The sequence below is a fragment of the Levilactobacillus yonginensis genome, from assembly GCF_964065165.1.
Classification (GTDB): domain Bacteria; phylum Bacillota; class Bacilli; order Lactobacillales; family Lactobacillaceae; genus Levilactobacillus; species Levilactobacillus yonginensis_A.
The window spans coordinates 1,834,506-1,849,295 of sequence record NZ_OZ061549.1 but is presented as its reverse complement, the minus strand read 5'-3'; the positions used below and the strand labels follow the sequence as shown (position 1 = coordinate 1,849,295).

Annotated in this window: 12 protein-coding genes; 6 read left to right on the top strand and 6 right to left on the bottom strand. The window is 45.5% G+C overall.

Going from position 1 to position 14,790, the window contains the following annotated elements; all coding sequences use genetic code 11:
* Positions 1 to 167 precede the first annotated feature (167 nt).
* Positions 168 to 1,328: an MDR family MFS transporter gene (locus AB3Y94_RS08740; RefSeq protein WP_367295878.1), complete on the bottom strand. Its 1,161-nt coding sequence runs from the start codon at positions 1,326 to 1,328 to the stop codon at positions 168 to 170.
* 212 nt (positions 1,329 to 1,540) lie between these two features.
* Between AB3Y94_RS08740 and AB3Y94_RS08735 the strand changes: the two genes are divergently transcribed.
* From AB3Y94_RS08735 to AB3Y94_RS08725, 3 genes are all read left to right on the top strand, one after another.
* Positions 1,541 to 1,768 (top strand): heavy-metal-associated domain-containing protein, encoded by a 228-nt coding sequence (locus AB3Y94_RS08735; protein WP_125690977.1) that lies wholly within the window; start codon positions 1,541 to 1,543, stop codon positions 1,766 to 1,768.
* Between the two features lie 30 nt (positions 1,769 to 1,798).
* The gene (locus tag AB3Y94_RS08730; RefSeq protein ID WP_367295877.1) at positions 1,799 to 2,353 is read left to right on the top strand and encodes a DNA starvation/stationary phase protection protein; all 555 of its coding nucleotides are present in this window, start codon (positions 1,799 to 1,801) and stop codon (positions 2,351 to 2,353) included.
* 471 nt (positions 2,354 to 2,824) lie between these two features.
* A complete protein-coding gene (locus tag AB3Y94_RS08725) occupies positions 2,825 to 4,726 on the top strand; it encodes a heavy metal translocating P-type ATPase (RefSeq protein WP_367295876.1) in 1,902 nt (633 codons plus the stop codon).
* A gap of 196 nt (positions 4,727 to 4,922) precedes the next feature.
* Here AB3Y94_RS08725 and AB3Y94_RS08720 read toward each other — a convergent pair whose 3' ends face one another.
* A complete protein-coding gene (locus AB3Y94_RS08720) occupies positions 4,923 to 5,768 on the bottom strand; it encodes an Ig-like domain-containing protein (protein WP_367295875.1) in 846 nt (281 codons plus the stop codon).
* A 712-nt stretch (positions 5,769 to 6,480) separates the two neighbouring features.
* Here AB3Y94_RS08720 and AB3Y94_RS08715 point away from each other — a divergent pair.
* Both AB3Y94_RS08715 and zwf read left to right on the top strand, forming a co-directional pair.
* Positions 6,481 to 8,571: a MucBP domain-containing protein gene (locus AB3Y94_RS08715; protein ID WP_367295874.1), complete on the top strand. Its 2,091-nt coding sequence runs from the start codon at positions 6,481 to 6,483 to the stop codon at positions 8,569 to 8,571.
* A 391-nt stretch (positions 8,572 to 8,962) separates the two neighbouring features.
* Positions 8,963 to 10,450 (top strand): glucose-6-phosphate dehydrogenase, encoded by a 1,488-nt coding sequence (zwf, locus tag AB3Y94_RS08710; RefSeq protein ID WP_125682330.1) that lies wholly within the window; start codon positions 8,963 to 8,965, stop codon positions 10,448 to 10,450.
* 52 nt (positions 10,451 to 10,502) lie between these two features.
* Here zwf and ulaG read toward each other — a convergent pair whose 3' ends face one another.
* From ulaG to AB3Y94_RS08690, 4 genes are read right to left on the bottom strand one after another with little or no spacing between them, the layout of a single operon-like run.
* A complete protein-coding gene (gene ulaG, locus AB3Y94_RS08705; protein WP_367295873.1) occupies positions 10,503 to 11,576 on the bottom strand; it encodes an L-ascorbate 6-phosphate lactonase in 1,074 nt (357 codons plus the stop codon).
* A 29-nt stretch (positions 11,577 to 11,605) separates the two neighbouring features.
* Positions 11,606 to 11,890, bottom strand: coding sequence for a PTS sugar transporter subunit IIB (locus tag AB3Y94_RS08700; protein WP_367295872.1), 285 nt, complete (start codon positions 11,888 to 11,890; stop codon positions 11,606 to 11,608).
* 37 nt (positions 11,891 to 11,927) lie between these two features.
* A complete protein-coding gene (locus AB3Y94_RS08695; protein WP_367295871.1) occupies positions 11,928 to 13,253 on the bottom strand; it encodes a PTS ascorbate transporter subunit IIC in 1,326 nt (441 codons plus the stop codon).
* A 2-nt stretch (positions 13,254 to 13,255) separates the two neighbouring features.
* On the bottom strand, positions 13,256 to 13,714 hold the full coding sequence (locus tag AB3Y94_RS08690) for a PTS sugar transporter subunit IIA (protein WP_367295870.1): 459 nt from the start codon (positions 13,712 to 13,714) through the stop codon (positions 13,256 to 13,258).
* A gap of 195 nt (positions 13,715 to 13,909) precedes the next feature.
* Here AB3Y94_RS08690 and AB3Y94_RS08685 point away from each other — a divergent pair, with 195 nt between their 5' ends.
* The gene (locus tag AB3Y94_RS08685; RefSeq protein WP_367295869.1) at positions 13,910 to 14,752 is read left to right on the top strand and encodes a MurR/RpiR family transcriptional regulator; all 843 of its coding nucleotides are present in this window, start codon (positions 13,910 to 13,912) and stop codon (positions 14,750 to 14,752) included.
* Positions 14,753 to 14,790 lie beyond the last annotated feature (38 nt).

The window sequence follows — 14,790 nt, the reverse complement described above, 5'->3', positions numbered from 1 at the left end:
TCGACCTTCTCACTAGCCAAATTATTCTTCTGGATGCCAAAGAAAATTGTTTTAAGTCCGCACTTCCCGGCCCACAACGGTTTATGCCGAGCTTACACCACCAAAAAAGGCTTTTACTGTCCCCCTAAAGGTTCAGCAAAAGCCAATCACACTGCTATTTAAAGGTGTTACCCTCTCCTACGATTCAGTCGGTTGCGGCCCATCACGCCAGCCAATGCTAGCAACATCAAACCCGTTACTGACCAGAACAGAGATTGATAGCTACCATATTCAATAATCAAACCACCGTACAAAGGACCCACTGCCCGACCAAACGAAATGGCCATGTTGTAGATACCCTGAAATTTACCCTTATCGTTATCGCCAGCTAGGCCATCGATCCACGCAGGAATTCCTGGGAACCCGGTCATCTCACCGAACGTTAGGATCACCATGGTCAAGACAAACATGGCATAACTCTTAGCAAACACCAATAGTAGGAAAGACAAAATAAAAATCAACGTCCCTACCCAAATCTGCGAGCTCAACTGGAAGCGCGCCGCCAACCGATTGACGATGGGTTGACCAAAGACGATCATTAGCCCGTTCAACGTCCAGAGGAGACTGTACTTTTCAAATGAAATTCCTAGCCCCGTCATATGAACTGAAATCACGCTTTCCCACAAGGAGTAGCTCATATAGAGACAGAAGACTAGAAAGGCAATTAGCCAAATTAAATTCAGTTGTGCTGGCTTAGCTGGACCGCGGCTATGTTCGAAGCTCCTCTGCTCAATGTCCGCCCGGAAATCAAATAAGAAGATTAGCAAGAGCGCCAGATAACTCAGCCCCGCCACGATAAAGACTAGCGTGACCCCATGGGCCATCAGGACCCCTACCATCAGGGTACCAACAACGACCCCTAAGTTCATTCCAATGTAGAGGTAATTGAAAACCTTCCGACTTTCAACTGACTTCACAGTCGCCGCAAATGAGTTGACCACGGTCATCACAATACCGTCACCCAACCCAATAAAAAGTAACATGATTCCGAAGACCGGCCAGCCATGGGCAAAGATCAACGTCACCATTGGTACGAAGGAACAGAGGGTTCCCACAATGGCCGACCAAAATGGCGACCAGCGATCAAACATCCGCCCCCCCAGCCAATTACCAAGAATCATGCACAACGACATCCCCAGCAAAGCAATCCCCGCCAGCGTCAGACTTTGATGGAGTTGATTATGCATATAGACCGTCGTTAACGGCCACATACACGCCGCCGCAGCATTTAATAGAAGGGTTGCCGACACGATACCGGCCATACTCACTTCTTTTTTTGTTTTTCCCATTTATAAGTCCCTCACTTAATTTTCACTCTGCACCCATTGTCGCATACTTAGCTTTATTGCGAAACACAAAGACTTAGCTGCCGATGTCGCCGTCAATTTTCGATTTTCTCAAATAAATTGGTGAACTTGATTTGAGTCAAGTTCTTTTATCGCCGATGACCGTATACTAACTTACGTAATCAAGACAAACGAAAACCTAGGAGGTATTCATTATGAGTAAAGTAACCATGAAATTAGACGCGCTGACCTGCCCATCTTGCATGACTAAGATTGAAGGCGCTTTGAGTAAAAAGGATGGCGTGAAGAACGTCAAGGTCCTGTTCAACGCTAGCAAGGTTAAAGCCGAGTTCGATGACGCAGCCGTATCTGCCGATGACCTCGAAAACACCGTCACCGACCTAGGCTACGCTGTTCAAAGTTCCAAAGTTAAAGCTCTCTAATCCCTCACTCACCGAAAGGAAGTTCACCCAATGACTACTACTATTGAAGACCGTTACGCTGCCGAACAAGCCCAAACTGAACACGACCACCACGTTCCCACCGCTGGTGCCATGACCAACCACATTCTCGCCAACCTGCATATTTCCATCGTAAAGTTCCATCAGGTTCGTTGGTCTGTTAAGGGGCCGCTGGCCGTGAGTGTCCGCCAACTCCTTAATGGCTACATCGCCACCTACCGTCAACAGTTCGACGCACTGGGTGAATTGCTTTTAGACGAAGGCGAAATCGTCTCAACCACGACTAAGGAATTTCATGACTATAACATGCTGCAAGAAGGCGGCGACAAGAAGTATTTGCCCGCTGAAGAACAAATTGGTGAGTTAGTCCACGATGCCGACACCCATAACTTATTCATTGACCGGGCCATCAAGTTGGCCGAGAAGGAAGAACGTCCCGCTTTGGCCAGCTTCTTAACTGACTTACGTGGGACAAACAACCACATTATTCGCGAACTCCAAGCTTTGCTAGGTAACGATGCTCGTGATGGTCTGGATGAAGAAGACGATGATGACGACGATGATTAATCCGCTTTAAAAATAATGTTAGCACACTGCGAGGTGCTAACACTATTTTTTTGTCGTCGGCCTGAACCAGCCAGATTGGTTGCCCTTTTTTAATCGTTCTTAAATCAAAGTAACCACCTATTTATTGAAGAAAACGTTAAAAAGGCTACTACCTTACAACACTTATAACGCAGCCACGAATTCAATTTACACTTCATCACTATTAGCTGAAATAACCAGATAGTCTTGGTGAGACCGGCCATGGGTAACTTTGAAGATATCCTTCGAATCGAGCAGCCAGCTCCTTTCCGGCCGCCGAAGTACGCATAATTTAAATCAATGATTCAAATCTAGTTGGTATATCCGCACGTTTACTAAAAGAATTCCGCCAACTTGATTCACATCAAGTTAATGTCACCGGTTCCGCGGCATAATAAAGACATCAACAAGGATAGAACAACTTAAACAGACACCAAGAAAGGATGCTTCCCCATGAAATTTCAACGGTTTATCTACGCACATACTAATCCCATTACCTTCTGGTCAGCCGGCTTGATTATTCTCGGCTTTCTGAACACTTGGTTCACTCATGTTCCCTACATTACTGATGTTGCCTGGATCATTGCTTCCGTGATTGCCGCAGCACCAATTGTCTTACGAGCAATCAGCGCTCTGAAAGCCAAGGTTTTCAGTATCGAACTGCTAGTCGGAATCGCCGTTATTGGGGCATTCGCGATTGGTGAATTTGAAGAATCTGCCATTGTCACCTTCCTGTTCCTCTTTGGTTCCTACCTAGAACAGAAGACGCTGGCAAAGACCCGTGGAGCCATTCAATCCCTGACGGAAATGGCACCCACCACTGCCGAACTGGTTCAAGACGACGGCTCCCTGGAAGAAGTCGACGTCGATGACCTAGAAGAAGGTAACGTTGTTCTCGTCAAAGCCGGTGGACAGGTTCCCGTCGACGGTAAAGTAGTCAGTGGCTCCGGTTACGTTAACGAAGCCTCCATCACTGGTGAATCTCGGCCGATCAACAAGGCTGATGGCGACGGTGTTTTCTCTGGCGCCATGGTCGAGAGTGGGACCTTAACGATCGAAGCCACCCAGGTCGGTGACGAAACGACCTTCTCTAAAATCATTGAACTGGTTGAAGAGGCACAAGATACCAAGTCTCCCGCTGAAAAGTTTATTGATAAATTCGCCCAATACTACACACCAGCTGTTTTAATCATCGCTATCCTGGTCTTCGTCTTCTCCCGTGACCTTCGTTTGGCCATCACCGTCCTGGTACTTGGCTGCCCTGGGGCCTTAGTTATCGGTGCACCAGTCTCCAATGTGGCTGGTATCGGTAACGGTGCCAAGAATGGCATTCTCATCAAAGGTGGGGACGTAGTTGAGAGCTTAGCCAAAGTTGACACTATCGTCTTCGATAAGACCGGAACCTTAACCACTGGTAAAATGACGGTGGCTGATACGAAAACCTACACCGATGACAAAACCGTCTTAGCCGGTGTCGCTCAAATTGAAAAGACCTCTGACCACCCCTTGGCTCAAGCAATTGTGGCCCACTTATCTGCTCACTTACAAGACGACGCTGCTACCTTAGAAACTGAAACCATCAAGGGACGTGGTATGGTCGGTAACTGGCATGACAACCAGCTGTTCGTTGGTAACGCTGCCCTGTTAACCGATAACGGTATCGATTTGACAGCAGACCAACTGAACGATCTTCACAACATGCAAGATGATGGCCAATCCACTGTTCTGGTTGGCTACCAAGGAAAATTAGCCTTTATCTTAGGCGTCGCTGACACCGTTCGTCCTGAAGTTCCTGGTGCCTTAGCTGCTCTCAAGCGTCAAGGAATCAAGCACCTGGTAATGCTAACTGGTGACAACCAGGCCACCGCTCAAGCCGTTGCTGAATCTCTGAGTATCGACGAAGTTCACGCTGATTTACTCCCAGCTGACAAGGTCACCTTCGTCAAGAAGTTCCAAGATATGGGACGTAACGTTGCCTTCGTTGGTGATGGCATCAACGATAGTCCTTCCCTTGCCACTGCTAGTGTGGGTATCGCGATGGGCGGTGGGACTGACGTGGCTATCGAAACGGCCGACGTCGTCTTGATGCAATCAAGCTTCACTGCTTTGAACCACGCTGTTGGCTTAGCTAAAAAGACTTCTGCCAACACCAAAGAAAACATTACGATTGCCATCTTAACAGTTGCCTTCCTGCTGATTGGCTTGGTCTACGGCTACATCTACATGGCCAGTGGAATGTTCGTCCACGAAGCTTCGATCCTAGTCGTCATCTTCAACGCCATGCGGCTGATTGGTTACCATCCTCGTGGTACCAAGGATGCTAAGCCAGTGGCACAGCAACTCGCAACGAACTAACGCTTACCTCTGACAACTCACGAATAGCGGCCACCCTTCTTGGAGAGTGGCCGCTATTTGTATCCTCTATTCTCAAAAAAGGCGCGTGAGCCACATTTAGTCAATGAGCATTAGCCCCGATAGACGTTCGGAACGCCAAAAAAGGTTTGAGACTTTTGTCCCAAACCCCTCACAAGTTAATTTTGAATTTTAAAGCTTACTTCGTGAAAGTCCACTTAGCAGCTGGGGCAACACCGGCCTTAACGGCAACGACCTTGTTCTTGCTGTTAACAATCTTGAACTTCTTAGCGGAAGTGAAGCGCAGGTAAAGTGTCTTGGAGGACTTAGAACCCTTAGGGGTGTATGAAATCTTCCAGAACGTCGGCGTCTTAGCATCTACACTGTATTTAGCATAAGAAACTAATGTCTTAACTTTCTTACCATTCTTATAAAGGTATTGGTTAAAACCAGACTTTTGACTGAAAACCATCTTTTGTGAGTACTTGTTAGCCGTGTTGGACTTCCAAGTACCAGTAGGTGTCTTCACGGAGAAACTAGTCGTGCTCTTCTTCGTTGAAGCTTTTTTGGTGGCCGTCTTCTTAGTGGTTGCCTTCTTGGTTGTTGCTTTTTTAGACGTAGTCTTCTTAGTGGTTACTTTCTTGGTCGTAGCAGCCTTAGCTGAAGCGGCTTGAACCCGAATGATCCGGTAGAAGTAAGCCTTCGTCTTTGGGTTCGTTGCGTAAACGTAGACGTTCGCATCCTTCTTCAACTTCTTAGATAACTTAATGGAGAATTTCCCAGTCGTCTTAGAAGCAGTTCCACTAGCAAGGTTCTTCTTAGCATTCTTAGTTGCCTTAACCGTCACCTTAGAACCCTTAGTAGCCGTCCCCGAAACCTTGCTGGAAGACTTGGAAATAGCATTAACACTCAGGCTGGGACCGATGTGTTTCGTCGCAGCGTGTGCGGTAGTTGTTGATGCTGGAGTGATCGCCGTAGCTGGGACCGTAGCGCCTACCGTGGCTAATGTGACCAACCCGGTCAATGCAACCATAAATTTCTTCATTATTCCTGACCCCTTAATCTACCGGCGATTTCTAGCCGGTATTTATTTTTATAACCGACTAGTAGTATAACAGATTTTGTACAAATTAGTGCCAGTACCGAACAGGAGTTTACGGTTTTTTAATAAGGCTTAACACTATCTTTAATAGACATGGCTAATGGGCCAAACATTCGTTAAAAAACACCCGGTAAAATCCAACCTCTTTTAATGAAGAAAACAATTAGATGTCGTAATAAATTACCATCGAATTAGTAGCCGTTGGCTGTCCATAATTTAGCAAGGAACTGCGTCTAATTCAAGCCCTCAGTTAAGTCCCGTTGCCGGTAGTATTCACACTAGGTCGCGCATTGAAAAGACCAGTGCCGTCCGATGACTGCCTACCACACACTACCTGGCTTAGCTGCCAAGAACCGCGCACCCATTTCATTGAAATCATCATAGGGCGCTAACTCCTCCATTTTAAAGGACCCCACTGCTTTCGACCGCCCACCTGAATTGGCGCCCGTTCTTCAAAAATCGGCCGTGACAACGTTGCCTTTCGCTTTTCTAAACCAAGCTCACTTTAGCACGATTGCTTATTTAAATATTATAATTATTCACTCCGTTAATTCTGTAGTAATTTAATATGGTTATATAATACACATTCTGGTGTAGTAACCACTCTATTACCAGCGTACGCTGACCATGTAAATAACTTATTGGAGGGGTTAGCATGAAAGTGGACAGTAATCATAGACACATTAAACCTTTATCTCTAAAAACGCATTGGGCACTTGCCACAATAGTTGGCGGACTCCTACTAGGAGGTGGAACTGTTACCGTCGGCCACGCTGATTCAACACCAGTTAATCAAGACGGTGAGACTAATTTTCCTAAAGAAGACACTAGTTCAGCTCCACCTAAATCGACAGTGCTAACCCCATCAGCTTCTAACAACGCAACTGGCACTTCAGAAAATACCGATTCAGATAACCAAACTAACGATTCACCTAGTAAGCCCCAGACTGGACCAACTGCTAATATATCTGAAGAAAAAACGATCACCAACAGTGACAAAGAGACCACCCCACCTGTCACACCAGCCCGCGCCACTCATCAGGTTAACCAATCAGTAGTACCAAGCGCGGCCGCTCCCAGTGACGACCACATTGTAGCGATTAAGGATACCAGTTTAACCGCAGCCATTAAGTCAGCTTTGGGCCTAACAACAACTGGTAATCTAACCGTTGGTGCCATTCGGCATTTCAAAGGAACCACGTTAACCTTGAACCTGCCTACTATCAACGATATAAGTGGACTAGAGGCGCTTCAGTACCTCCCCTCAACTGCACTGATCAACTTATCCTTGACATACTCCCCCGTCAGGGCTGACGGAACGGCTTCTCCTTACTTCGACCTCACACCATTAACCAATCTACGGTTCACTGACCTCTCAATCACTGACTACTACTCCGGCTACCTTAGCGACGATATGCTAAATCAGCTCACCCGAATTGATCCCACTAAGATAGCTCGATTTGCTCTCAGAGGAAATACCTATTCCAATGACTACCAAGCCTTACAAAATCGCCAACTGGCTCTGCTAGCCCCCTGGTTAACCATCATTGGTAATAATGGCTACCAGCTAGGTAATTCACCGCTCAGTCAAATCGACCTCTCTGGAAACAACTTGTCAGACTTTTCCTCACTAGGTGGTATCAAAGCTGACACGCAAATCCTGGCGATTGGCGAATCCTTCTACAGCAGTCATCAAGTGAATGTTGTCATCGGTCAGCCAGTGACGCTTACCCCCGACGAATCGTATGGTTTAGACGGACGGCTTCTAGCGAACGGCCAAACCTATTCCTTTAATACCGCTGACGTGGGAACCTATACGCCAATTACTAACCTTGACAATGGCCAAATCTATTTCGATAATCCCCAACAAATTACCAGTGATGGCTTTTCACAATACATCACATACGGTCAACTCGGCTTCATTCGGGGAAGCACCTCGCCAAACATTGCCTACATTAAAGCTACGTATGCAGGTGGGGCTGAGCTGGATTACGATACCCGTATCTTCCGCTTAGCCCACTGGCAGGCCTCACCAACTGTGACTGTCTCCTTCACAGATGAAGCTGGAAACGTTTTGCAGGCTGATGCCACCCTTGGTGCCGCTGCCCAACTGGGCGATACCTACAATTTAATCTCCCTCACGCAGCTAAAAGACTACCAACTAGCAGCTGGCCAAATGGGTAAATTAGCGGGAACCTATACGATTGATCCTCAAGCAATCACGCTAATTTTCAAGAAACAGCTGGCCCCCTCACCAATTGTTGGCTTTGACATCACGGGTGATCTTCCAACACCGCCAGGTGCAGATACTGGTAGTACGGCCGACCACGTCACCACTACGGCTGCAGCCATCATTCAGAAGATGGTCACGCAAACCGTAGCAGCAACCGCGACAAGCGCACCAGCCGCCCAAACCCAGCCCGTGAGTCATCCCCAACAGCAAGAAATCGCGACGATCGTCGTTAATGGTGGCTCTGGCGATGCAATTGATGATACTAAAGAAGCCTTCAGCTCAGGCCAGACAGCTTCTCGGCATGCCAGTGCCGCCTTAGTAGCTAACGCACAGGCTGTTCAAATACCTGCTACTCGGAAATCGACCACTAACTTGAATCACGAGCACGCCACAAAATCCCAAGCCACTTTACCCCAAACGAGCGACCAATCATCCTCGTTCTTGGTTTTACTAGGGTTAGCTAGCCTACTTAGCCTCACCTGGTTAGGGAAAGTATTCATTAAGCGAAACTAATTTCAGTATTTGACCCCGTTATGCTTGCAGTGACGGGGCTTTCTGCTAAACTACAAGTGTTAGCGATTTCATTTTAACCGATTAACGAAAGCCGTTTCCATTATAATCTATACAAATTGATTTGCTTTCATGAAAATGAGTTTCGGCTGAAAACGTTGTTTGTACAGCATTGCAACCGGTTGTCTAAATTTAAAATTCTTGCTTTAAAAAGTTAGCTTTTCATGACGAAGTAGTGTATAATTCCTTTTTGAAGTGGTCTAGACAGTCGTTTAGATAACTCGCGGACTCAGTGTGGTTTTGCTCCCACACTGAATAACCGATTAATTATTGTTTTCTCTATTTGTAGATACTACTCATATAACGTACTTAAAATTTAAGGAGTGACGATCTCGTGGCAACTGAACGTAAAGCTTTATTCGTATTCTTCGGTGGTACTGGTGACTTAGCTTACCGGAAACTCTACCCAAGTCTGTTCAACCTCTATCGGAAGGGTAACTTGCGGTCTCATTTCGCAGTTATCGGGACTTCCCGTCAAACGCTTGACGATGAAAAGTTCCGGGCAGCTATCAAGAAGTCTCTGGCTGATAGCGGTAACCGTTCAGACTCTAAGGAAGCAACTGACTTCATTTCTCACTTCTACTACCAAGCACATGACGTTACGAACGTTGCTCACTACTCCGTCTTAAAGGACGCCGCTGACAAGCTTGATAAGAAATACAAATTAGACGGCAACCGAATCTTCTACCTGTCCATGGCACCACAATTCTTCGGTACCATTGCCCAAGACTTGAAGACACAAGGTCTGATGTCTACGAACAAGGACGCCTTCAACCGTCTGGTCATCGAAAAGCCATTTGGCCGTGACTACGACTCCGCTAAGGAATTAAACGATGCTTTAAGCAAGTCCTTCGAAGAAGACCAAATCTTCCGAATCGACCACTACTTAGGTAAGGAAATGATTCAAAATATTGAAGCCTTACGCTTTGGGAACACCCTAGTTGAATCCCTTTGGAACAACCGTTACATTGATAACATCCAAGTAACGTTGTCCGAAAAATTAGGGGTTGAAGAACGAGCTTCCTACTACGATAACAGCGGTGCTTTGCGTGACATGGTCCAAAATCACATCATGCAAATTGTCTCCTTGTTAGCCATGGAACAACCAGTTGCCTTCACGGATACTGATATCCGGGCTGAAAAAGTGAAGGCTTTACGGAGCCTGCGGGTCTACAACGTTGCTGACGCCGCAACTAACTTCGTTCGTGGCCAATACGGTGCCGTTAACGATCAACCAGACTACCGTCACGAAGACAACGTTCCAGTTGATTCAACGACTGAAACTTTCGTTGCTGGTAAGTTATTATTTGATAACTATCGCTGGTCAGGCACCCCATTCTACGTTCGGACTGGTAAGATGTTAGCCGACAAGTTCACGCGAGTTGACGTTGTCTTCAAGCGTCCACTAGTTGATATCTTTGCCTTCCCACAATCACAAAACACACCTTTGGCTGCCAACGTTTTGACAATCTTCGTTGAACCACACGCAGGGTTCTCACTGCAATTGAACGCCAAGACGAACGACACCGGCTTCTCAACGGAACCAATCAAGTTGGATTACTTGGTTGATGCTGAAAAGTCCAAGGATACGCCAGAACCATACGAACGTTTGATCCATGATGTCTTGAATGGCGATGGAACCAACTTCTCCAGCTGGCCAGAAGTTTCCTACGCATGGAAGTTCGTTGACCAAATCCGTCGTGTTTGGGACTTACAAGAACCACAATTCCCTAACTACACGCCACATTCAATGGGTCCAGCCGCTGCTGAAGAATTAATTCAACGCGACCACCGTGAATGGATCTACCGTTTGAACAACTAATCATGAAACAAAAACCGCTCATCGAAATTCCGATGAGCGGTTTTTTGATTAATTATAGGAACGACTTATAGGGCAGGTTGATATCATGCGTATAGCGGTCTTCAAAACCACGTTCATGATAGTATTCCAGCTTATTTTTATCATCCGGATAAATGAAATGCCCACCCGGTAACCATGAGAATGGATGGAACTTGTAATCAAAGCGTTCTTTTCGCAGCTTCCAGACTTGTTCTACTTCTGTAGGATCACCCAACATGTTCGACCAAACATCCCAGTGCAAGGGAATAACCACGTTCGTTTGTAAGGCTTCTGCAGCACGTAGAACATCCACTGAGGTCATCTTATCCTGGACACCGATTGGGTTCTCGCCGTACGCCACCACGGCAACGTCGATATCAAAATCCTGTCCGTGTTTTGCAAAATAGGCTGAGTAGTGAGAGTCGGCAGCATCATAAATATTGCCGGCACTCGTCTTGATGACGTAGTTAACGGCTCGCTCATCCATGTCTGGCACCTGACTATCATCCGGTAAATTCTTTTCATCCGGATCAGTAATCAAGACAGAACGATCGAAAGAATCAGTCACGTCAATTTCAACATCTTTTATTTTAACAATATCACCCGGTTTGACCACCTGGCACCGATCCGCTGGTACTCCCCAATCTAGCCACTGATCAACCACATCTTTGGGTCCAATAAAAGGAATCGGCTCTTCAACGTTTTGCAGAATTGCCGCTGCGACATTCATATCAATGTGATCGTGGTGAAAGTGGGTAACTAAATACGCATCCAAGTGGTGAATCGCAAACGGATTAATTACCATCGGTTGCGCCCGTAAATTGGGTTGAATTTTCCGACCACCAGTCAATCGGGACCATTGATGGCGCGGAGACATATCCGGCTTATCATGTGTCGTTTTACCAGTCCCGCACCACAAATCGATGGCCACACTAGTCTGTTGATCGGACTTAATCCAGATTCCCATGTTGACCAGCCACCACATTGCGAACTTCCCCTGAGCAACCTTTGTTCGATCAATTTCTTCGTTCAACCACGTCCCCCACTCGGGAAAAACTTCATCTTTCCAAGTCTGCTCAGTCACATCATTTACGTTATCTACTACCATTGTTTATTCATGCTCCTCACGTAAAAGCGTTACTTTTGAAGTTCTGCCATCTTAGGGTCCAAGTGGGCTTTGATATCGTTCTTATCTACAAAATTTGTCAGAACAATCGTCTTAGCCTTATCCTCTTCTGGAAAGTTATCAAAGAGTTCACGCGTTGTAACGTAAATATCTGCAGGTGCACTGCGAATGCTTCCTAAGTCAATCGTATCAACTGTGACATCATCTTTCCCTTCATCTGAGACGATACTTTCAATATTCATCTTGGCAATAACACTGGAACCAACACCTAAACCACATACCGCAATAATTTTCATGATAGAGCCCTCCAAATCTTATTCTGAGACATCTTTTTTAAAGAATCATGCCAACCACTAACGTTCGAATCACCTTCAATAAGTACATCAATGGCATCCAGACAACCGCGTAGTCAATGTTTGACCAAGTTAAGCCACTACCATAAACGGCACCGGTTAGTGGGTAGAACAGAATAACTGCGGCTGAAGAAATAATACCTGTGATAAGCCCAGCCATAATTGCACCACGCCAGCCGCCAGCCTTGTTGCCAAATACCCCCATGACATTACCATCAAAGTACATAATGATAGGACTTGGGAAAACAATCACTGGCGAATGGAATAGGATCGTGGCAAACGTCACTAAAATACAACCAACCGTGGAACCCAAGAAACCAAACATGCCACCCATCGGGGAGTAAGGAAAAATCGTTGGTGCATCCAAAGCTGGAATGGCTCCCGGCAAGAATTTATCAGAAATTCCTTTAAACGCTGGGACAATTGAACCGATGAACATCCGAACCCCAGACAATAAGATGACAATTCCAGCAGTAAACGTAAATCCTTGAATAATCAGCCACATAATCCAGTTAATCGCATCCGGACCAGTTCCAGCTAAAGACTGAATCCCACTCTGACCAACAGCTAAGCCAATGCCAATAAAGATAATTGGCATCAAGAAAAACAGGACAATCGTATTGTCACGAAACATTGAGGCCCACTTAGGGAGTTTCATGTTATCAGCATCTTGTTCTGGCTTTGAACTACCAAACCACTTGCCAATAAAGTGGGCCAGAACCGACCCTACTTGATCCATAAATCCTAACGTTGAGACATCATGCATCCATGGGCGAGAAATGATTCGTGGAATTGCAGGTGAGTACGTGTAGTAAATGGCGTTTAAAATTGTTCCAACCACCACGGTCCAGAAACCATTTGTGTGTAAGACCACCGGCAACGTCACGTTCATAAAAGCTGCATGGTAAAGCATTAGGTGAGCCGTCAAATAAGCGTTTTTAAAGTCCTTACCCGGAGTAATCCTTACTAAGATCAAGTGTAGGAAGAACGCCAATAAGAATGTAATAACCGTATCCTTTGCAATCGTACTAAACCGTAAGACGACCCCAAACACAGCATCGTTGGTAGGTAAAACGCCTTTGACATGTAGTGTTGAATTGAGCTTCGTAACCACTGGCGACAACGACGAAATTAAAATACCAGCACCCGAAGAGAGCACCGTCAACCCAATGACCGTTTTTACAGTACCATCAATCACCTGTGGGAATTTTTTTCGTTGTAATAGCAAGCCTACCAGAGCAACTAAACCTAGAAAGATCGTTTCGTTGCTGAGAACCTGGTAAACCAAAAAGTTTATCACTTGCATGTCTAGTTCCCCCCATTAATCTGATTAACGATTTTTTGAGCTTCAACAGCGGTCGTTGCATTTCTCAAGACTCTCAAATTACTTGGTTCATTAAGAAATGCCACAATTTTTTGCAACAAAGCCAAATGATCCGTATCATTAACGGAGGCTAAAATAACGACTAAATCTACGGGATCGTTATCTTTGTTCCCAAACTTCACGGGATCACGCAACGTTGCAATAGCAAAGCCGGTCCGATGAACATCTGCTGAAGGTCTAGCATGACCTAAAGCTAATCCCGGTGCAATAACAATATACGGCCCCAATTGCTTAACCGATTGAATCATTGCGTTCACATAACCATCCGTGATGTTGTCACTGTCTACTAACGGCTGTGCTGCAACCTTAATCGCGTCTTCCCAATCATCGGCATGAACCTTTAATTGGACTTGATCAATCGACAAATTTGGATTTTTAGCCATCTATAAGTCCCCCTTACATGAATAAAAGCTGAAACGCTATGTAAATATTCGTCATTATTAAAACAAATTATTTGATTCTTTTTTACATTTTCGATTATACTCATAAGCGCTTTCATTGCAAGGTAGAAAAACAGAAATTCAAATGTTAAGGTTATGACACAAACTCACTGGCGAATACTTAAGGGAGAATTAAATATGGAACTTAGCATTATCGAACGTATCAAAAAAATATATCCAGAACTGGGTCGAAGCAGTAAACGGATAGCCGATTACATCATTATCAACGGGACCAACGCTTCTTCGAAAACCGTTACCGAAATGGCAACTGATTGTCACGTGTCTGTTGCCACCATCTCCCGTTTTGCCAAGCAACTCGGCTACACAAACTATTCTCAATTAAAATGGGCGCTCTCCAATCAGATGGAAGAAGACACGCCAATTATTCAGGAAATTTCAGACACCGACACCCCCATGATGGTTGCCAAAAAAACGCTGGATGCAAACATTGAAACCTTGAATGGTACGTTTGACTTGATGAATGAAGATGACCTTAAACGGGCTATTCACTACATCGTACACTCAAACCGGCTCGAATTTTTTGGACTCGGTGGCTCTAACATCGTTGCCCTTGACGCTTATCATAAATTTCTACGGGTACCGCTAACGGTTTTGCACGACGACGAATACCACCTAGCCCTTATGCAGGCTTCAAGATTAACCGAAGATGACTGTGCTGTTGTCACCTCCCATACTGGCAACGACACCGACACCTTAGATATTGCCCGTGCTCTAAAGCATAAGCACGTCCCCATTATCGTCATCACTAGCTTTCCCAACTCACCTTTAGCTGACTTTGGTAACGTAAATTTCTTTTCAATCTCTGAAGATTCTCGTTATCGATCAGAAGCACTCCTATCGTTAACGTCACAACTAGCGATAAATGATTGCCTATACATGCTGACTGCCCAATACTTTGGCGATGCGGCTGATAACGTTTTAAAAGATATCCGCCAGGTCATTCTCAAAAAACATCAATAAATAAAAAAATCGCGACCTTCATCAATTTGAAGCGCCAC

Coding starts and splice junctions, on each gene's coding strand:
- AB3Y94_RS08740 (WP_367295878.1), bottom strand. CDS start 1,328: ATGGGAAAAACAAAAAAAGAAGTGAGTATGGCCGGTATCGTGTCGGCA.
- AB3Y94_RS08735 (WP_125690977.1), top strand. CDS start 1,541: ATGAGTAAAGTAACCATGAAATTAGACGCGCTGACCTGCCCATCTTGC.
- AB3Y94_RS08730 (WP_367295877.1), top strand. CDS start 1,799: ATGACTACTACTATTGAAGACCGTTACGCTGCCGAACAAGCCCAAACT.
- AB3Y94_RS08725 (WP_367295876.1), top strand. CDS start 2,825: ATGAAATTTCAACGGTTTATCTACGCACATACTAATCCCATTACCTTC.
- AB3Y94_RS08720 (WP_367295875.1), bottom strand. CDS start 5,768: ATGAAGAAATTTATGGTTGCATTGACCGGGTTGGTCACATTAGCCACG.
- AB3Y94_RS08715 (WP_367295874.1), top strand. CDS start 6,481: ATGAAAGTGGACAGTAATCATAGACACATTAAACCTTTATCTCTAAAA.
- ulaG (WP_367295873.1), bottom strand. CDS start 11,576: ATGGTAGTAGATAACGTAAATGATGTGACTGAGCAGACTTGGAAAGAT.
- AB3Y94_RS08700 (WP_367295872.1), bottom strand. CDS start 11,890: ATGAAAATTATTGCGGTATGTGGTTTAGGTGTTGGTTCCAGTGTTATT.
- AB3Y94_RS08695 (WP_367295871.1), bottom strand. CDS start 13,253: ATGCAAGTGATAAACTTTTTGGTTTACCAGGTTCTCAGCAACGAAACG.
- AB3Y94_RS08690 (WP_367295870.1), bottom strand. CDS start 13,714: ATGGCTAAAAATCCAAATTTGTCGATTGATCAAGTCCAATTAAAGGTT.
- AB3Y94_RS08685 (WP_367295869.1), top strand. CDS start 13,910: ATGGAACTTAGCATTATCGAACGTATCAAAAAAATATATCCAGAACTG.